The 17,572-nt window shown below is 39.6% G+C and carries 21 protein-coding genes; 11 read left to right on the top strand and 10 right to left on the bottom strand.

All coding sequences use genetic code 11. The features are described 5' to 3' along the window. The first annotated feature begins 215 nt into the window (after window positions 1-215). The 3 genes from RRG12_RS33535 to RRG12_RS33525 all read left to right on the top strand — a co-directional run bounded on the left by RRG12_RS33535 (window position 216) and on the right by RRG12_RS33525 (window position 2,702). Complete coding sequence (locus RRG12_RS33535) at window positions 216-338, top strand: hypothetical protein (protein WP_420762198.1); 123 nt, start codon at window positions 216-218, stop codon at window positions 336-338. 232 nt (window positions 339-570) lie between these two features. Further along, the gene (locus RRG12_RS33530; RefSeq protein ID WP_420762197.1) at window positions 571-843 is read left to right on the top strand and encodes a hypothetical protein; all 273 of its coding nucleotides are present in this window, start codon (window positions 571-573) and stop codon (window positions 841-843) included. A 752-nt stretch (window positions 844-1,595) separates the two neighbouring features. Then, complete coding sequence (locus tag RRG12_RS33525) at window positions 1,596-2,702, top strand: hypothetical protein (RefSeq protein ID WP_420762196.1); 1,107 nt, start codon at window positions 1,596-1,598, stop codon at window positions 2,700-2,702. Between the two features lie 194 nt (window positions 2,703-2,896). Here the strand turns inward: RRG12_RS33525 and RRG12_RS33520 are convergent, their stop codons facing one another. After that, the gene (locus RRG12_RS33520; RefSeq protein WP_265278265.1) at window positions 2,897-3,466 is read right to left on the bottom strand and encodes a tyrosine-type recombinase/integrase; all 570 of its coding nucleotides are present in this window, start codon (window positions 3,464-3,466) and stop codon (window positions 2,897-2,899) included. Between the two features lie 153 nt (window positions 3,467-3,619). Here RRG12_RS33520 and ribA point away from each other — a divergent pair, with 153 nt between their 5' ends. The 3 genes from ribA to RRG12_RS33505 are packed head-to-tail and all read left to right on the top strand — an operon-like array spanning window position 3,620 to window position 5,664. Further along, window positions 3,620-4,204, top strand: coding sequence for a GTP cyclohydrolase II RibA (gene ribA, locus RRG12_RS33515; protein ID WP_420762195.1), 585 nt, complete (start codon window positions 3,620-3,622; stop codon window positions 4,202-4,204). Between the two features lie 49 nt (window positions 4,205-4,253). Beyond that, window positions 4,254-4,814 (top strand): hypothetical protein, encoded by a 561-nt coding sequence (locus RRG12_RS33510; protein ID WP_420762194.1) that lies wholly within the window; start codon window positions 4,254-4,256, stop codon window positions 4,812-4,814. Next, window positions 4,801-5,664, top strand: coding sequence for a dCTP deaminase domain-containing protein (locus tag RRG12_RS33505; protein ID WP_420762193.1), 864 nt, complete (start codon window positions 4,801-4,803; stop codon window positions 5,662-5,664). The genes RRG12_RS33510 and RRG12_RS33505 overlap by 14 nt, the downstream gene beginning before the upstream one ends. A 128-nt stretch (window positions 5,665-5,792) precedes the next feature. Here RRG12_RS33505 and RRG12_RS33500 read toward each other — a convergent pair whose 3' ends face one another. Next, complete coding sequence (locus RRG12_RS33500; protein ID WP_420762192.1) at window positions 5,793-6,362, bottom strand: tyrosine-type recombinase/integrase; 570 nt, start codon at window positions 6,360-6,362, stop codon at window positions 5,793-5,795. A 424-nt stretch (window positions 6,363-6,786) separates the two neighbouring features. Between RRG12_RS33500 and RRG12_RS33495 the strand changes: the two genes are divergently transcribed. Next, complete coding sequence (locus tag RRG12_RS33495) at window positions 6,787-7,161, top strand: type II toxin-antitoxin system RelE/ParE family toxin (protein WP_420762191.1); 375 nt, start codon at window positions 6,787-6,789, stop codon at window positions 7,159-7,161. Continuing rightward, entirely contained in the window at window positions 7,158-7,484 is a 327-nt protein-coding gene (locus RRG12_RS33490) for a helix-turn-helix domain-containing protein (protein ID WP_420762190.1), read from the top strand. Before RRG12_RS33495 ends, RRG12_RS33490 begins: the two co-directional genes overlap by 4 nt. A 150-nt stretch (window positions 7,485-7,634) precedes the next feature. Here RRG12_RS33490 and RRG12_RS33485 read toward each other — a convergent pair whose 3' ends face one another. Continuing rightward, window positions 7,635-9,968 (bottom strand): NACHT domain-containing protein, encoded by a 2,334-nt coding sequence (locus tag RRG12_RS33485; RefSeq protein ID WP_420762189.1) that lies wholly within the window; start codon window positions 9,966-9,968, stop codon window positions 7,635-7,637. 190 nt (window positions 9,969-10,158) lie between these two features. On the opposite strand from RRG12_RS33485, the gene RRG12_RS33480 reads away from it, so the two are divergent. Then, on the top strand, window positions 10,159-10,518 hold the full coding sequence (locus tag RRG12_RS33480; protein WP_420762188.1) for a hypothetical protein: 360 nt from the start codon (window positions 10,159-10,161) through the stop codon (window positions 10,516-10,518). A 232-nt stretch (window positions 10,519-10,750) separates the two neighbouring features. On the opposite strand, the gene RRG12_RS33475 is transcribed toward RRG12_RS33480, so the two are convergent. The 7 genes from RRG12_RS33475 to RRG12_RS33445 all read right to left on the bottom strand — a co-directional run bounded on the left by RRG12_RS33475 (window position 10,751) and on the right by RRG12_RS33445 (window position 16,094). Beyond that, a complete protein-coding gene (locus RRG12_RS33475; protein ID WP_420762187.1) occupies window positions 10,751-12,211 on the bottom strand; it encodes a hypothetical protein in 1,461 nt (486 codons plus the stop codon). Further along, the gene (locus tag RRG12_RS33470; protein ID WP_420762186.1) at window positions 12,208-12,777 is read right to left on the bottom strand and encodes a hypothetical protein; all 570 of its coding nucleotides are present in this window, start codon (window positions 12,775-12,777) and stop codon (window positions 12,208-12,210) included. Before RRG12_RS33470 ends, RRG12_RS33475 begins: the two co-directional genes overlap by 4 nt. Window positions 12,778-12,841: 64 nt before the next feature. Beyond that, a complete protein-coding gene (locus tag RRG12_RS33465) occupies window positions 12,842-13,483 on the bottom strand; it encodes a hypothetical protein (protein ID WP_420762185.1) in 642 nt (213 codons plus the stop codon). Then, the gene (locus RRG12_RS33460; protein ID WP_420762184.1) at window positions 13,422-13,697 is read right to left on the bottom strand and encodes a hypothetical protein; all 276 of its coding nucleotides are present in this window, start codon (window positions 13,695-13,697) and stop codon (window positions 13,422-13,424) included. The genes RRG12_RS33465 and RRG12_RS33460 overlap by 62 nt, the downstream gene beginning before the upstream one ends. Window positions 13,698-13,743: 46 nt before the next feature. Beyond that, window positions 13,744-14,412 carry a hypothetical protein gene (locus tag RRG12_RS33455; protein WP_420762183.1) on the bottom strand — a complete coding sequence of 223 codons (669 nt, stop codon included), beginning with the start codon at window positions 14,410-14,412 and terminating at the stop codon, window positions 13,744-13,746. Between the two features lie 12 nt (window positions 14,413-14,424). Beyond that, a complete protein-coding gene (locus RRG12_RS33450; protein WP_114084608.1) occupies window positions 14,425-14,934 on the bottom strand; it encodes a hypothetical protein in 510 nt (169 codons plus the stop codon). Between the two features lie 590 nt (window positions 14,935-15,524). Beyond that, complete coding sequence (locus RRG12_RS33445; RefSeq protein ID WP_420762182.1) at window positions 15,525-16,094, bottom strand: hypothetical protein; 570 nt, start codon at window positions 16,092-16,094, stop codon at window positions 15,525-15,527. 317 nt (window positions 16,095-16,411) lie between these two features. Between RRG12_RS33445 and RRG12_RS33440 the strand changes: the two genes are divergently transcribed. Then, window positions 16,412-16,579 (top strand): ribbon-helix-helix domain-containing protein, encoded by a 168-nt coding sequence (locus RRG12_RS33440; protein ID WP_163929116.1) that lies wholly within the window; start codon window positions 16,412-16,414, stop codon window positions 16,577-16,579. A 39-nt stretch (window positions 16,580-16,618) separates the two neighbouring features. Continuing rightward, window positions 16,619-17,344 carry a hypothetical protein gene (locus tag RRG12_RS33435; RefSeq protein WP_420762181.1) on the top strand — a complete coding sequence of 242 codons (726 nt, stop codon included), beginning with the start codon at window positions 16,619-16,621 and terminating at the stop codon, window positions 17,342-17,344. The last annotated feature ends 228 nt before the right edge of the window (window positions 17,345-17,572 follow it).

Here is a 17,572-nt window from a genome sequence, read left to right as displayed (position 1 = left end):
TTAGGACTGTTAGCATCATTATGTATTTTAGATTAACAATAATCGCTATACTAAAAAATCACAAAATAGTCATTTTTGATGAAAAACGGTGAAATATGTTTTCTGGAATCGCCAAAAAAGTCTGTGTATTCATTATTGTTAAATCAACGTCTTTGGGCTGTAACGACTTTGGTGACAACTGTTGCTGTTGTAATAAGTAAATTAGGATTTTACTCATGGAAACAATTCTTATAGTATCGGTAATAGGGATATTGGGAAAATTTGGATTTGCGTTAGTTAAGGCTCAAGTGCTAGAAGAGCAAAAAGAGAAAGACACGCAAGCATCGAAAGAAAAATAATGTACAGTAACAAATTAAATGGCGTTGAGACAAATTCCTATCATCAAGCTAAGGCTTACCCACTTTAGGCTTGCAACAATTTGTATTGGTACAGCCTGTAAGTTCCCTGTGGTGCTTCTAAGTTGAACGCTAGAAAATTCAGGCTTTAGACCCTCAATGACATTAATTTGGCACAGCGACAAATAAAAAGTCACTGTACAACTGACAGAAAACCAAAAACAAGGCTTTCTATATGCTAAATAATCTTATTTCGACGATTTCCACGCTTGCTAAACAGATACAAGCAAATCGAGTAGGCATCAAATACGCAGCAAAGACCGCAGGTGCAGCAAGTAAAATTTATACACGAACAGTTAAACCTGCCATTCTTGAAGATATGGGAGAGTACTACCAAAAATTGGAAAGAGAGAAAGCAGGAAAAACAGCATCAGAAATAGAAGAGATTGAAAAACGTCAAGAATGGATACTCAAAATAGGAAAAGGATGGAAGAAAAAACCGTACTAAATTTTGTCATTAAACCTTTTACTATGTAACCGGGTTTTGATAAAGAATTGCGGGTTTTGGAGCTATGCCGGAACAAGTCCACTTATGAAGACCTATAGACAGTCGCCGGCATACACTCCAAAACCCACTTGAAGTAGTGCGTTGCAGTTTGTGAGAGATGCTTAAGAGTTGCTTGGATTGTGCTAATTGTTGTCTAATCTACTGAAATTTATGATTGATTTTTGACTGCTTTATACTTTTAAAATATCTTCTGATTGTGTTAAATACTTACAATTTAAGGAATTTTTAGATAATTTTAAAAGTTTTATTGCAGATTTGTTAAAAACTGCATAAGTTACAATGACTTGCACTTATATATTAGTTTTTGCAATTAAAGTTATCAAGTTTGTTATCTATCCAAATAAATATTTTTTACATTTTTATTTTCTGTTAGTAGATTTTGATAATTCCTTATGCAAAAATGACTTTTGTTACTACATAAAATTCAATCTAATATAAGGCACATTCAAAAAATCAATCGCTTGTTTCTTCGTGGCTTCCCCAGTTTTTTACAATAGGGTAAAGTGTAGAAGTGTCAAAAAAAGAATTTTATTACTTAAAGGATATCGATGGGACTACTTTTAGGATTTTTAATATTTTTAATACTTTTCATTATTCCAACTGTAATACGACTAATACTTGGAAGAAGATAAAAATAGAGTTGTATGATCACCTGTTCCATACTTCCGTTCAGCAACGCCAAATTTTTAGCTATGAGCAAGTTATTACAGAAAAGAAGGTTATTACAGGAAAGAACCTTTTATAGTTCTGAACCTATTGCATATCTATTGATTGAAAAGTTTCGTCTCTCGCCTTTGCCTTTTGGGCTGGTGTCAATTGCAATCTCTACTGGGCTTGCCCTACTTACCGCATGGGTCAGCGATACGTTGTGGTCAAAACCGCAACAGGTGGGATTACTGCAAAGTTTGATTCCTTGGATCGCACTAATATTCTTCAATCCGATCCTTCTAGGGTACTATCTATGGAGTTTTCAGGCTATCAACAACTTAATTCAAGAACTTAAAATATCAAATGTGATAGAAACCGATAATCCAGAAGAAATCGATCTGATTGCGCTCAACCCGTATTACCAGAGGTGGCGTAGATTTATCGCGCTAGGTAGTGCTATAAGTTTTAGTATTTTTGTCTTCTACACCCGATTTGGTTTAGATAAAACTTGGAGTGGCTCAGGTCTGCTACCGAATTTAGTTACCACAGTCGGAACTTTTGTAATAGCTTACATGGGTACTGTTTTGGTACTCAACCTGATCACGAATATCTGGGTTCTCCACCACATCTTGGGAAAGAAAAAACTTAATGTTAATCCTCTCCATCCAGATCGTTGTGGGGGACTGCGCTCCCTCAGTCATTATTCGCTGAAAACTGCCTATCTTGCTGCCGTTTTTGGAATTTGGGTTGGGGCCGTAGAGTATCAGTTCATCACACAAGGAAGTTGGCGAGAAAACTGGTTTGTTCACTTCATCATCCCGTTGTACATTGTCCTGTCAATCACTTGTTTCTTTGGCCCGTTATTCGCTGCTCATAATGGCATGGAGAAGGCTAAGGTGGAGTTTTTGCACCAGATTGCTCGGCAGTTTCAGGCTGCTTATTCAGAGATTCATATCTGCCTGACTGAAGATTCAGAAACACTAAAGCAAAGAACTGAAAAAATCCAGCAGCTACGCACCTTATATACCATGACCGATGAATTTCCTGTGTGGCCCTTTGATGTCCAAACTTTCCGTCGATATCTCGTCACTGTTCCTACCCCTCTAATTCCTCCCCTAATTGGTCTATTGCAAAAATTCTTAGTTAAATAGGGATTCCAAGGAGATGAAAAATAGCCTATATTTTGGCTCAACCCAAGGACTGAGGCGCTTTCGCCTTTCGGGGCGAAGGCACAAATTCTAGGTATTTAACTACACTACGAGGTCGTATCTGTCTTAAAGTCTTATCTATTAAGCTTTTAAGTTAAGTAAGAAAAAAATTTCTTACTTTTTTGTCAGTATTATAGTCAAAAATCCAAAGCAGAGATCGCATTTTGCTTCTGCTTTTCGGTGACACCCAAATATCGCTCCAAAGCTGCCAAAGTCCGATGCCCCGATATCTCCTGTATGTGGCGCAACGGTATCCCCGCATCGCTCATCCTAGTTAACGCCGTCCTCCTGAAACTGTGAGTACTAACGCCCTCAATGCCCAGCCGCACACAGGTATCTCTGAGGATTTTGTCAGCGCTGACCTTGTGAATATGTAACAACCCATGCCGACCGGGAAACAAGAACTCTTTGCGGCGGTTAGGGTTGTACTCTTCTAAATATTGCTTGAGCTTGGGATGCACTTGAATTTCCCTGGTGTCCCGCTTGCCTTTGGTGTTGACGCTCCGTAGCACCAACACCCCCCTCACACCGTTGCTGCCAAACACGTCTTTCACTGCCAAAGTGCAAGCTTCATTGATCCGGCAGGCAGCATAAAGGCACACGCCGAACAGAGCGCGATCGCGTGGGTTGACAAAGCCCTCGTTAAATAGGAGATTAATTTGGTCAGGGGTAAGGATTTCTGCCCTGCCGAATCTATTTATTTTCATAGGGTCTAGCTTATATTGTCTTAATCTCGCTGGACACCCTAGTAGTTTCAATTTTCCGTAAAATCAATTTAGAGTGTGTATCTATATGTAAATGAATGATATCCGTTCCTGAAATATACGCGATATATACTCTTTATAAAGCAAGCCAAAAATATGATAGTCCGTTTGCAAGAAGGTTATCTCAAAACGAAGTTTGGTACTTTCCTAGAAATTCTTTATTACGACGGACAGAAAGAATCGGTAGCCCTAGTGATGGGCGATGTAAATAACTCTGAGAACGTTCTATGTCGCGTGCATTCATCTTGTTTATCTGCTCATGTATTTAATAGCATTGAGTGTGATTGCCGTGAGCAAATGGAAATGGCTCAGTTTTTGATTGAGCGAGAGGGAAAAGGAATTGTTATTTGGCTAGAACAAGAAGGGAGAAGCAACGGTCATTTTGCACTTCTAAGTACTACAAAGCTTCGGGAACAAGGTATGACATCGACGGAGGCATACCTAAAACTTGGATTTCAAGAAGATGCCAGAAATTATAGATGTGCAGTAGAAATACTACAAAATTTAGGAATCACATCAATTATTCTCCTAACAAACAATCCACAAAAGATGGATAGCTTGAAAAGCAGTGGAATTAATATTACAGGAACAAAACGTTTAGTGATTGATACAAGCGGCAATGAAGAACTGAAGAAGACATATATGGATAAACTTAGCAGAGGACATCTTATTAATTTATAGCATTGCAAACACGGTTAAAACTTTCAGATAAAGTATTGATAAATAATATATGCTTGTAATCTTTTTTGGGGTTTCATGCGTGGGAAAATCTACACTGATCCAGGAATTGACAAGTAACTTCGGCTGGTTCTCTATTCCCACGTATATGACTCGACCTCTAAGAACTGGGGAGGTCGAAAAAATATCAGTCAGCCATGAAACCTTTTCTCAAATGGAAAGAGGTAATTGCTTTGTATGTGTAAACAATTTCTTTGGAAATAAATATGGAACTCCAAAAAGAGAAATTGAAATGGCTATGAGGTCAAAAGATCAATATTGGGTGCTTGATTTCTCTGTCTCCAAAAAGCATTTACTAGATGACTACAATTATATGAGCTTTATCATTCTACCTAGAGATGAAGAGCAGTTGATACATCAAATCAAAAAATCAGAACGTATAGACAGATTAGGATGTATCTTGGAAGAATATAGAAATTACTACGTGAAATATCACCAAACAATAAATGATTATAAATCAGCCATTGTACTTACCAACCTTCCTGATAAAGCAAGTGAAATATCGCAATGGATTCACTCTATAGTAACCAGCCTTAATCATGAGCATCCTTAGCGATCAAGATATTAAGTATCTCTTAAATAAAGAGATTGTCATATACCCATATGGGGAAGACTGTATTTCTCCTTTAGGATACGATCTAAGAATTGGCTATGCGATCAATCTTAGTGATGGACATCAAAGTACTGTTTCAGAAGGAACTGGAAAGATTTTAATTCCTGCTAGAACTTCAACATTTATTATTACGAAAGAGCATGTCTATTTATCTAGAAGAATTGCAGGCACTTTACATGCTAGAGGTTCACTTGCTGCTAGAGGTCTTTATATAAATTCAACTACCATTGATCCGAATTGGGGCGGTCAACTGACATTTCTAATTTCTAACATTAGCGACAAGCCTGTAGAACTGGATGTGGAGTCTAGGTTTGTGACTTTAATATTTCACAGAGTAAATACACCAACTCTTAATGGCCCTATAACTAATCCAATTTCTGTTGCAAGGCAGTATGGAGAAATCTACGGTGAATATTTTGCAAATGGTTTGCTGTCATATTTAGCTGATAGCAACAATCTGACATCAAAGAAATCTTTTGAGGATTTGGTTCAGGAAGCCAAGAAGCCTACTATATACGATATTGTTACTGGCAAAATTATCTTTTTGCTTACTTCCTTTCAGGAGTTTACAAGGGAAAAGTTATCCAAGTTTGTTACAAAGATTTTGCTGATAGTTCCAATTGGATTGATACTAATCGGGTTCACCGCTCAGTGGTATTGGAATTGGCTACAATCAGTTTTAAATCTCAATGCTCCGTATGGTTTAAATATTTTTATGTGGCAAGTTACCACTGTGGGAGTTGGAGTGTCTTTATTTATATCTATAATCAATTCAATGAAAAACAAATAGAATAATCAAGAGTTTTGAAACTTTGCATTACAAAACTTTACAGCGTGGGTCATTTTGCACGTATTTCGTCATACCTCCGTATTCGCCAATGTGATTTTACCCCCCGTATGACCAAATTTTGAACCTATTCAAAAATCCAAAGCAGAGATAGCGTTTTGTTTCTGCTTCTCGGTAACACCCAGATAACGCTCCAAAGCAGCCAGTGTGCGATGTCCCGATATCTCCTGTATGTGCCTCAACGGTATCCCCGCATCGCTCATCCTGGTTAACGCAGTCCTCCTGAAGCTGTGCGTACTCACCCCCTCAATCCCCAGCCGCACACAGGTATCTCTGAGGATTTTGTCAGCACTCACCTTGTGAATGTGACCTAACCCATGCCGCCCCGGAAACAAAAACTCCTTACGGCGATTGGGGTTGTACTCTTCTAAATATTGCTTAAGCTTTGGATGCACTCGAATTTCCCTGGTGTCTCGCTTGCCCTTGGTGTTAACGCTACGTAACACCAACACCCCTCTAACACCATTGCTGCCAAACACATCATTTACTGCCAACGTGCAAGCTTCATTGATCCGGCAAGCAGCATAAAGGCACACGCCAAATAGAGCGCGATCGCGTGGGTTGACAAAGCCCTCGCTAAATAGGACATTAATTTGGTCAGGGCTAAGGATTTCTGCTCTGCCGAAACGATTTATTTTCATAGGGTCTAGCCTACATTGTCTAACCGCAATAACACAATGTAAGTGACCGAAAAGCTTAATATGTCGTGAGGGATGACACCCGGTTAACCCAGACTTATCAATCAGCCCGACAGCACGAACGCTACAACCCTCATTATTCCGTTGGCTGATTAAACTTGCTTATGTTTGCAGCGCGATTACCACTTGCAGGTATGATCCGCACGCCATAGATTTGCTCATGTTGCGGCTTGCTCAACTGTCTATACTGCTTCTATACCCCTGGTTGATCCATCGTTGCTATCAAAACCGATATCAATTTTCTCTCCACCAGCGTCTACACGGCAGTCTAGAAGGAAACCAACTGTAAATAAAATTTAGCTCTCTTGTGGTGCGGGGGACATTTCATGCTATTGTCTGACTGATTTTATAGGAAATTTCATATAAGATGGAAGATGATGAGGATATTATAGAAATTCCTTTACGACCTCTTGTTTGGATGGGAGACTCTCTCAAAAATATCCGCTCATTTCCTCAAGAGGTGCGTGCATCAGTAGGCTATGCACTGCAATTGGTGCAAGCAGGGGAAACACCAATGGATGCCAAGCCTTTTAAGGGGGTTGGGAGTGGGGTGTATGAAATCGTCAAACGCTACGATACCGATACTTACAGGGCCGTCTATGCGGTAAAGATTGCAGAGAGAATTTATGTCCTGCACGCTTTTCAAAAGAAATCAAAGCAGGGAATTAAAACCCCACAGGCTGATGTTTCACTAATTAAACAACGCTATAAGGACGCGGTAGCCAGGGAGAAACAACAATGACTCAGGAACCGATTTTTGAAGAAAGCAGTGGCAACGTATTCGCTGACCTCGGTTTAGAGAATGCAGATGAACTTTTTACTAGGGGAAAGATAGGGATTCAGGTACTCCGCCTTTTGAAACAACGCAACCTGAAACAGCGTGAAATTAGCGAACTTCTTGGCATTCCGCAGCCGGAAGTATCTCATTTGATGAAAGGAGAGTTTCAACGATTCAGCGAGGGCAAACTCCTCATTTTCCTCAAGCGACTCGATACGGAAATCACCTTACATCTTCGCCCTCGTCACGCGCAGGGCGAATCTACTGAAACTGTGATATCGCTATAGGGAAGGATGGAAGCCTGAAAATTTCTTAATTCTTACGGTACATAAAATGGCACTTTCCAATATCAACATCATTATCCAGTACTGGAGAACAGGACTATTTAAAATTTAATTTCTCAAGCTCTAACGGATGATATCTTTTTTAGTTTGTAGCTAAAGTCTTGTAGTTTTTCCTTGTTTCCTCCTTTCAATCTCAACTATAGGTAGAAATAAGGTATTTTCTATTTCCTGTCGAACTTCTGGGCTAACACAACAATCACTATTTAGACATTCTATTAACAAAACATTAGCATCATAATACTGTCGTAATAGCTCCCAATGCTTGTCACTCAATCGCAAAATTTTACTAGAATTAGGGTCATGATTAAGGGCATAAGATAAAGTTTTTAAACCTGATTTATAATAACAATTCTCCTGAAAGTTATATTTTTCATTAATTAACATCATAAATCTAGAGATTTCTTGTTTATCTTTATCTCCTTCTATAAGCCTATTTACAGAGTCTCTTACCAAAAGTAATAAACGAGCCGCATCAGATAACATTCCAACCGCCAATAAAATAACTTCTCGCCAGCGTTTCTCAGTAATATGATTGGCAAGATTTTTTAAAGAAATTTCTAGGCTTTCTGGATTAGAAGTAGTAATAATTTTTCTAGCTGTAAAGTACTCATGAAAAGTTAGATGAGAAAAAGAATAAATACCTTTTGCTCGCTCTAATAGTAGACCATGCTGTGCTTCAATTGACTTAAGGACAGCTTCACTATCTAAATTATTTTTAGTATTGAATTCTAAATTTAGCTTGCGTATATATTCAATTATATATTGCTCAACTTCCTTCTGCTTAAAGAAATAGTCTCCTCGTTCAAATGTTTTAAAAGCAACGTAACTTAGTAAATCTTCCTTACGAGATGGAGATAAATTTTGATAAATTTGAACACGCTCAATACTACGTTGAGCATCCCATTTTTTTAACAAAATATATATTCCTTCTTTATAAAGTTCTGAACGATTTGAAGGAAAGTCAGTTGAGTCTTCAAAAACCAAGCATAGTAGAGTTAGTAATAATGGACTGCTAGCAAGTTCTTTAATTTTATTGAATGTTTTTAGCTTGTCTATAAATTTCTTTTTTTTGGAAGGGTTTCTTCTTTCAAACCACTTATAAGCAAAAGTTTTAATTTGCCGATCATTAAAATCAGCAATTTCTACGTCTGTAAATCCTTGAAATGTATATAGTTGCGCTGCAATACGACAAGTAATAATAAATTGATTTATATAAAACTTATCTGGATTTTTATTTGTTAAAAATTGTAATCCCTGATCTACATCTTCTAATATATTTGGATAATCTAAGTGAAAATATTGCCAATCTTCTTTTTCGTTATCCTCCTGTTTTTTTCTACGTTTTTTTTCTTCTTCCAGTAGATCAATTGTTTTTAAATTTTCTTGAACAGCTATTTTTCTTAATTCTGTTTCTAGGTTTTCACGTTCTTTATTATGTTTTTGTTTTAGTTTATCCAATCTGTTTTTTCTGCTTTTAAGATAAGAAGCCTGATCTGATTTGAATTGCTTAGAATAATAAAACTGATTATTAAAATCTTCAACTTGTTTTAAAACTCGTTGACTATCTCCTTCCCTTACTTCATCTAACCCATCAAGTAAAATCAAAAATCGACCATTCTTTAACAATTCTTTGATTTGATTAGTCGTTACATCATAATAAGCAAATATTTGATTGAGGAAGGTTAGTAAATCTGGCTGATTATCGGCTTCAGCAAAATCCTTAAGAGTAATAAAAATTGGTACTCGATTTGTCATAAAATCATTACCAATACATTGAATAGCTAAATACTTCAAAAATGTTGTTTTTCCAGCCCCTGGTTTCCCTAAAACCATTAGTCTTGGATATCGTTTAACTACATCTAATCCTGGTACTCCTTTTTCCTTAACTTTACCAAGTCCTCGACGAGCAAAATCATCTGAATCAGGATCAAAATTTTCTAAAATTTCATTTATACTTAAGCGTCTATTTCTTGGTAGAGTTTCTAATATATTGACATCTGTAAAAATGTCATTTAAACCGATAGAATGAGGCATATCTAAAACTCTCATTGCTCCACAACGTTCTTGTATGTATGGGCGTATTTTATCCCGCACCTCTTGCACTAGTATGTCTATATCTTTTTCTATTACATCTATTTCTTTCTCTATATTATGAGTAGAGATAGTCTGGTTATTACGCATCTGGTAGCGTTTTAATGCTGCACGAAAATTGCTTTTATTAACTTTCTCATCAAATACTTCTGAAAGAAGTTTCCATAATCTCGCACCTTCATTCTTAATGTGCTGTTCATCGTAGCCATCAATTTGTTTATATTTCTTACCTTCTAAAGATTCCTGTAGAATTTTTTTCTGTAAATCTGTTAAATATTTTCCTGACTTATTAAATAACGCGTTATCAGCATCTTCTAAGACTTTTTTTGAGTCCATAGTCAACTAACTAAGAACTAAGTAATCTAATTTTTCGTAATTATAACTTACTTTTTCGTACTCTTCGCTGACTTTAGGCTTACCACAAGGTGTTGAAGCAATTGGCAGAATAATGACATACAAAAAAACGCTCATAATTTAATCCCATACGAGCGGTATCGAAAACATTTAAAATTACAAGGTGACAATTATGTCTGTTCATCGCACACCTCGGTACTCCAATGATAAGCCAGCTTCTGCTAAAACATCCATGTTGAAAAGGGCAGGCAAGTTTGGCGCTTCTGGGGAACAGCAGTTTATGGAACTGCTACAGCATCTAGTTACTGCTGCCAGTAAAGAAGGTAGTAATAATGTTGCGCTCGTAGTTATTGCAGCAATGTTCTTTGGGTTCCTGGTACTCGCACTAAGACCAGTCCAACCTCCCGTTAACCCTCAGCAGATTAATTCAACCATTAAAATCACCACTAAGCAACAACAGACCCAATCTCAAAATTTCAATCTACCTGAAACACAACAGATGATTGAAGAGGATCGACCTTTAGGGTCGTAATCAATATTCAGGGAGGCGGTTCCCTGACTTAAGTTAACTGTATTTTTGGGTAGATATAGCATCTCGCTAACACCGGGGGCAACAGCCACGAACGATCACCCGCCTACCATAATTACCTTGCCATAAGCGGACGTGTTATCGAGTCCACGGGATGATATTCCGTCATTTTGTAGCGTGTGAATCGCTAGCAAGCTTAACAATGTTCTAGTTGCACGGGTGGTCGCGCATAAATTTACGCATCAAAATAAATCGGCTTACCGTTGAAATGATTGTAAATATCCTCTGGATTAAACCAGCTTGGCAGTGTGCGCTCTGCCTCTAGATATTCCTCCCCATTATCATCAAGTAAGCCACGAACAATCTTGACTCTGGACAATGGGGTTTTACCATTAGCTGAGAATTTTTGAATGAGGATTGTACCCGCCTCCCTCATTGCTTGCGTCCCTTCTGGATAGCTGGAATTTGTGTCATTGTGGGTAATACCAGTCACATAAACTTTTGCTTTCCTAGTATCTGTCAGATGCAGTTTGTAAAACTTTTCTGCGGGTTCACCAATCAATGATTTCAGGTTGGTGTACTCATCGATAAGCACTTGTTCAGGCGTTATAGTTGCAGATTGCTCTAGGTCATTTTTACCCTTAATTCTTAATAGCCAATGCTCACACAGCCCATCAAGCGCAGTACCTATCTCTAACTCGGACTCAGCTATGTTTTGAGTATCAAGATATCGCCATGCTTTAGAGTTATCCCCAGTCGCGTGACGGTCAATTAAGTAGTAAATGGGAATCCCTAAGCAATGCTTTCTAACAAGGGCTATAGCCGCGCTCGTGTAAGTTTTACCTGACCCCTGACGACCGATTAACCACAGAGGGGTTAGGTTGTCGATAATCTTCCACAACCATCCATCCTCATGAGCTTTGAGCGCTTCTATCAGTTGGTTTGCCCGTTGCTGGTCAACTGATTGCTGATTGTCATTTTCTGCGATCGCTCCCTTGGTTTTACCCTCAATCTTGCCGCGTTCCTGATCCGCTTTTGCCCTGTCTCGAAGATTCTCAGAGATGGTTTTATCCATCACAGAATGATTAACAGCACGGGCTTTCATAAAATCCTCTAGCTGAATTCGAGCCTTGGCGCGTTCGTTATCCTCATCGGTTAGCCCTAATTCTTTACGAGAATGAACGTCTAGATCAGTTAATCCATCTTTCAGGCGTTCAGTATAAAGCTGGGTTGAATGCTGCTTAACTTCACGTTTGTACTTATTATGCTGCCAAGTTGCATAGTCGCCAGTCTTTTCGAGTTCGCCCAATTCATAATCCGTGCGCTTGAGGCGGGAGCAACGCACGAGCAAACAACCCACGACACCCCATAGCCCAATAACCGCAATCCCATATCCAAGCAATTGATTAGGGTTGTCTGTGGGCAAATCACGCACCCATTGAATAGCATCGCCCTTGTAGGGAATGATGCTGCCATACAATCCGTAGCGTTGCCATTCTTCAGTGAGGACAAAACGCGGTTGATTACAAAAACGCTTATCTAGTGCTACTTGACTTTGTACACCGTTTATTGACCTTGGGCAGAACTGAATCTGTGTTAAATCGTAGGGCTGGCGTGTTTGCGATGTTGCCAGCCCGATGATTGCAGCTACACCACACACACCAGCCAGAGCTAACTCGAAAACACCTTGTTTCATCCCCGCCCCTTAAAAATAATTGCAATAGAGCCAATAAATAAAGCCAACGCGACTGCAATACTTACCCAAGGGTCTGATTGCGGGTTCTGTTTTTCAATGGTTTGGATGTCTTGGCTAATCTGCGTGACTGTTTCTTTAGTTAAATTCTCAAAATATTGATGGTCTTTGACTGCTAACCAAGTTGTGATACCTGCAAACACTAAGCCACCAGCAGTTTTTATAAGATTTTGCATATTATCTACCTCTAATCCGTCAGTGTTGTAATTAACTCTCAAGCCCGTTAGCCCAGCGAGAGAGCCAACGCTGCATATAGAAAATGAGAGCGAAATTGCCAGCCAGAGATTAACGCCGCCGCCAGTTATTAAGAGATATTTAGCTATAAAGAATCCCGTAGAGTTTAGCGACCAACCGACAAAGAATCTGGTCAGTTTTTCAGTTGTATTGATAACGTCTTTGCGGTGCTGCTTGCGCGACTCTAAATGTGATATCAAGTCTTTTGGTAACGGCGTATCTGGGGCGATTTCGCTTACTACTTCTTCTTGTGACTCTTCAATGTCGTATGTCATATCTGTATCAGAGTATTTCTCGAAACCGTCAGCGCTCGGCTAAAGTTACTGACGGGTTTAGTTATTAGAAACCTATTAGAGCGTCCTTGATTTTTTGTACAATTGAGCGCCCAGCATATTGTTTTTTCGGCTTGAAATCATCACGAGCGTTATCACCCATTTCTAAGTAATAGTTACCTAGTTCTCTATCGTGTTGTAGGTCAATTGTTTGTTGTCTAATATCTGTCTGCAATTCTGCTTGCAACATCTTATATTCACCATCAACTTGCATCATGTGTTTATCCACCCAAGCCTTCAGCAATAGATGGTCTGTTGCTTGTTGATGGCGTAGCGCTTCTTTCTCTTTGGATGAAGTGAAATCAAGCTTCATCTCTTCTAGGATGTTAGCTAGATGAGTATCAGCTAAAATCGCTGACTGTACTGCTCTTTCAATCTTCTCGCAGCTAACACCTGCTTGTTTGTAGATATCGCTTAGGACTATATTTAAGTCTTCAGTCCCCTTGATAGCGGCTAGCATTTGCTCTCTCACCTGTGGGGCAAATTCACTAATCTTTGCCCCGTCATTACCCATTTGCCCTATCAGCTTCAGGGCTGATTTATCACCTGTTAGCGCTCTGACTACTAAGTTGCTGGATGCATTGAATTTAGTTTTTAATTGGCGCTCTAGGTGGCGTGATTTGGAAGTTACCAGATTCTTTAGCTTCATTGAACTTTTCACAGCGATATTCCTTCTCTGGGGTAAATATTTGGTTGCAGTGGTACTCCATTCGCCTTACATATTGCTCAATATTTGACTTTCGTTTGAGATATTGCTGATAGCTTGAATACTCTAGTATTGGCAGATACAAGCAGTTGTACAAGGGTAAAATCACAGCACCGAGCGCACCCAAACTAACAGCAATTCTTGAGAAGTAGCTCATTCTCACCCACCGAATCACCAAGCATTGAAGCAGCGTCAATTCATTACTATTGAGCCGCGTTGAGCCTTGCGAGGATTGAGAATTGGGTGCTTTTAATGTTTTGGCGGATGACTCCCATATCCGCTTTCATGTCTCCTGAGAAGTTGTTAACCTTTTGGTTTAATCTAGAAGCCCTGTTGCTTACGTGTTCTCGCAAGTCTTGGGCGTTAGTTTCAAATGATTGCTCAATGAAATCAAATTTCTGATCAACGTAGTTCTTGATTGCAGCCGTTACAGTACTGATAAATTGGCTGTAGTCGGTAAAAGTGTCGTCAACCTCGGAAGCGATACTTAATGTTTCTTGTTCGGTTAATTCAAACCCCAGCGCCGATGATTGGGCTGTTACAATTTGACGCTTATCTGAGCTTGTTACAGTGATGCTGTTAATCTCTTGGGAAGCGACCGTAAGCTGACTATTATCAAGTTCCGGGTCAGGCTGTACATCTTCTGACCCTACTAGAAACGTTTCTTCAACGGGTTCATCAACTACAGATAATTGGCTTGTCGATTTGACTTTGAGATAGTCAACGGCTTGACTCAATTGCTCTTTGGTTGGATTGTTAAGGTCATCGCACTCAACAGCGATCGCTGCCGTTGTGTAATCGTCCTTGGTGAATCCTTGATAACCCTGTTTGTACAAACGAGCGCGGACATTGTTAGTAAACTTGTCAGACATGATGATTACTCCTTAGAGGGCTAGTGTTAAAACTTCGATGGTTGCGGATTTCATGGGCTGCGGTCGTCTGTTGATTGCCCATTTAGCAGCAACAAACGCAACAAGCGCTAAATCTTTGCAGTGGTAAGTATTTTCAGCTTTAAAAGATAGTCCGGCTTTTTCAAACCAGTAGTAACGAGTGCTACGCGGTACGTCATCAAGATTGATTTTTAGATAGTCTGCAAGAATTTCTAAAAACTGTCTGCCTGAGTAGTGAGCATCTAACTCATAGAAATGTCTAAATGCTTGCCAGCGTTCCGTAAACCCCTCACCACGACCCGTAAAACTGCCGTAGCGCCGTTTTAGTCCAGCGAAACCCTCAACTATCTTTTGAGCATCAACTGCCTGTACTTCAAAACTGAAGTGTTGCTTTAAGGTTGCTACCACTCGATACCAAGTAATATCAGCAATCTGTTTGTTTAACTCACGCTCGTAAATCTGTTTCAACTGGCGATACTTAGCTATATACTCTTTCGTCGCCACATTTTCTCCTGGTTAATGCTTAAGTGTGTATAAAATTAACTGCCATTCCAGATAAGTCCAAGGTATTTGATGTATGTAATTAGCTGAATCCAGTTATTTGATATGAGCAGTTAGCTGACGACTATCAATAACCTTGGAAAATAAATCTGACAAATCACGAAGAACTTACTTTTCCGAGGCTATAACCACGTAATAACAAGGTTTGTCAGCTTTTAAGACTTACTGACACTTTCTCGTTTACCCCCGCGAATACGCCCCTTTTGAACTAGTTGACGCGCTTGTACCAAAGCCTTTGTCCGCGACGCGCGGTAGTATCTGTTACCAATGGTTAGAACAAACTCAACTGTATTGAGTTGTGATTTATCTCTGCTGTGTGCTGTTTATATAAGCTCGGAATTTCATAACAACGCCTTAGCACTTTGTCACGATTGAGCTTTAAGTCAGCGCTCTTAGACTGACGCGGTAAAGGACGGAAATAATATTGTGTGTGGTTGATACTGTCACTGCTTGTTAAATATCTGTACAGCGTTCCATTAATCCAGTAAGTTTTGCTCTGGCTCAATAGCGTGACGCATCCTATAAGCTCTTTATCAATCATCATTTTTATCTCCCGCGACACACGCGCCTGTTAAGCTTGCACCCAAGAAAACCGCGATAGATGCGATCGCACTTCCTTCAAAAATTTTGGCGTTGTAGATCCATGTGGGTTGATATTCCTCGCCTCTACTTTCCTCAATCCGGTCAAACCCATGACAAAAGATAGAACCAACAACCATAAAACTAGTAGTTACCAAGCTCACAATTGCTACTGATGACGCTCCATTAAGTATGAATGAGTTAATCTTTTCACCCCAAGTCTTCACACGGCGAATGTGCATTACTGGCTTCTGTTCTAGATATGAATGCCACTGCTCATCAGTAAAATTTGTGGGCTTGTAATCATAGGGTTCATGTTCGTCAAGTAATTCATCTACTGCTTGGATTGCGTCGCCTAGCGTGACATCTGGAGAGTATTCCAGTTGCCTGAATTGTTGAGAATCTCGGATTTCTCTGAGCCAGCGATCTATTGCTTCTAACCTTCGTAATTGATTTTGATTAAGCATTGTTCTCTCAAGAGGTAGTTCGTTGATTGCTTCTAAGTTGCGTAAATTGATATGCATGAATCCTCTGTCCTAATGCAGACACGCACAATTACCGCGACCGCAGATATAGAGCGGACGCACTACAGATATTGCTGTGAATAGTTGAATTCTGTCAAAACAGCGCTTGCAACCCTTGCAACCCTCGAAAGGAACTCGCCAAGTGCGTTTTGCGCTTGGGTCTTACTTGCGTTTGCCTTAAGTTATTGACGTATCGATAACCTTGACACTAATATAGTAAGTGAAGTTAAGCAAAGTGTCAACACTTCTCTTACAATAATTGCAAATAGCTTAGAAGTGGTATTTAATAGCTCCATAAAGCATACTTTCTATGCGTAATGGCTACAAAAAAACCACGATTAACAATTTATATGGCATCACAGGAATTATTAGACGACCTACAAGCAATTGCCGATGAGCAACAACGATCAGTTTCCAATCTTGCTAGCATCGCACTTGCGGATTGGATAGCTCAATATAAAGAACGAAAAAAAGAGAACAAATAAAATTATCGGCTCAGAGCAAACAAAAGGCGATCGCGTATAATGTTGACCCTGAAAGACCCACCTAGCGATTTTCAACTCCCGCCGCACAACGAAGCGGCATTAGAGATGCTTAGGGAGGCGAAAGACTACGAATCCGCTTTGGCTCTGGCGATTAGCGGTACTGCACTTGCTACAGGCGGCTTCATTACTCCGGTAGGCTGGGCAGCTTTTGCATTGGCTTACAAGCCATTGATAAGAATTCAAAAACTTGCACGGCTGGAAAAATTAACAGCCCTGCTTTTGGATGAGTTTAAAAGCCAGGGGATACAAGTCTTTCCAGTGCTAAAGCTAGAGGACAAGAATCCTATCGACTTGTTTGTGAGATTTGAGCGAAAAGTTCACCTGTTTATCTCGATTCGCTCAATAGGAGATAAGGAGATTGTCTACAACGAAGCTAGAGAGGTTTTGCAGATCAAGAGGAAAGACAAACATGGACTAAAAGTTTGGAGTCCTTGCCCACTGCTTGAATTGGCAGATTACGAGAAGTGGTTGAGCAAGAACAGGGACTTGTTTGCAATGTCTTCCCGTGAAGCTACAAAAACGCCCTCAGCAAAAGTTTTGGTCTTATGGCCTCCCACCAAGGCGGCTATTGATCACAATTCACACCTTTATTCTGAAGTTGGAAATATGAAAATTCTGGCTCCTAGAAGAAAAGGCACTGCATTTATTATTCAACAGGAGGAAGTAACTGAGTTTGTCAAGGCGACTTTAGCCAAGTACTTATAGGTTAAACAATGAAAACCCCGCGTCCCGGTAGGACAGCGAGGTTTTCAAACGGAATTGGGGTTATCGGGTTTGAAGGCCTAATTAATATCCCTAACAGTAATTTTATCGTACATGATTGGGTGTAAAGCCAATGTACACACTGGCTCACCAGATGTAAACAGCGTTTGAGAAATTTTATCAAATTATATTTTTGAACGTTTGTACTAAAAGATTACTTTCGGGATAGCT

The organism is Nostoc sp. CALU 546, assembly GCF_048836525.1.
Note: the sequence above shows the minus strand (reverse complement) of the source record. Positions and strands in the feature narration are given on the sequence as shown.

Excerpts from the sequence above, each read along its gene's own strand:
- RRG12_RS33485 (WP_420762189.1), bottom strand. The coding sequence starts at position 9,968 with ATGGACTCAAAAAAAGTCTTAGAAGATGCTGATAACGCGTTATTTAAT.
- RRG12_RS33500 (WP_420762192.1), bottom strand. The coding sequence starts at position 6,362 with ATGAAAATAAATCGTTTCGGCAGAGCAGAAATCCTTAGCCCTGACCAA.
- RRG12_RS33465 (WP_420762185.1), bottom strand. The coding sequence starts at position 13,483 with ATGAAGCTAAAGAATCTGGTAACTTCCAAATCACGCCACCTAGAGCGC.
- RRG12_RS33495 (WP_420762191.1), top strand. The coding sequence starts at position 6,787 with ATGGAAGATGATGAGGATATTATAGAAATTCCTTTACGACCTCTTGTT.
- RRG12_RS33530 (WP_420762197.1), top strand. The coding sequence starts at position 571 with ATGCTAAATAATCTTATTTCGACGATTTCCACGCTTGCTAAACAGATA.
- RRG12_RS33455 (WP_420762183.1), bottom strand. The coding sequence starts at position 14,412 with ATGTCTGACAAGTTTACTAACAATGTCCGCGCTCGTTTGTACAAACAG.
- RRG12_RS33505 (WP_420762193.1), top strand. The coding sequence starts at position 4,801 with ATGAGCATCCTTAGCGATCAAGATATTAAGTATCTCTTAAATAAAGAG.
- RRG12_RS33440 (WP_163929116.1), top strand. The coding sequence starts at position 16,412 with ATGGCTACAAAAAAACCACGATTAACAATTTATATGGCATCACAGGAA.
- RRG12_RS33475 (WP_420762187.1), bottom strand. The coding sequence starts at position 12,211 with ATGAAACAAGGTGTTTTCGAGTTAGCTCTGGCTGGTGTGTGTGGTGTA.
- RRG12_RS33470 (WP_420762186.1), bottom strand. The coding sequence starts at position 12,777 with ATGACATACGACATTGAAGAGTCACAAGAAGAAGTAGTAAGCGAAATC.
- RRG12_RS33460 (WP_420762184.1), bottom strand. The coding sequence starts at position 13,697 with ATGAGCTACTTCTCAAGAATTGCTGTTAGTTTGGGTGCGCTCGGTGCT.
- RRG12_RS33490 (WP_420762190.1), top strand. The coding sequence starts at position 7,158 with ATGACTCAGGAACCGATTTTTGAAGAAAGCAGTGGCAACGTATTCGCT.
- RRG12_RS33525 (WP_420762196.1), top strand. The coding sequence starts at position 1,596 with ATGAGCAAGTTATTACAGAAAAGAAGGTTATTACAGGAAAGAACCTTT.
- ribA (WP_420762195.1), top strand. The coding sequence starts at position 3,620 with ATGATAGTCCGTTTGCAAGAAGGTTATCTCAAAACGAAGTTTGGTACT.
- RRG12_RS33445 (WP_420762182.1), bottom strand. The coding sequence starts at position 16,094 with ATGCATATCAATTTACGCAACTTAGAAGCAATCAACGAACTACCTCTT.
- RRG12_RS33520 (WP_265278265.1), bottom strand. The coding sequence starts at position 3,466 with ATGAAAATAAATAGATTCGGCAGGGCAGAAATCCTTACCCCTGACCAA.
- RRG12_RS33535 (WP_420762198.1), top strand. The coding sequence starts at position 216 with ATGGAAACAATTCTTATAGTATCGGTAATAGGGATATTGGGAAAATTT.
- RRG12_RS33480 (WP_420762188.1), top strand. The coding sequence starts at position 10,159 with ATGTCTGTTCATCGCACACCTCGGTACTCCAATGATAAGCCAGCTTCT.
- RRG12_RS33435 (WP_420762181.1), top strand. The coding sequence starts at position 16,619 with ATGTTGACCCTGAAAGACCCACCTAGCGATTTTCAACTCCCGCCGCAC.
- RRG12_RS33510 (WP_420762194.1), top strand. The coding sequence starts at position 4,254 with ATGCTTGTAATCTTTTTTGGGGTTTCATGCGTGGGAAAATCTACACTG.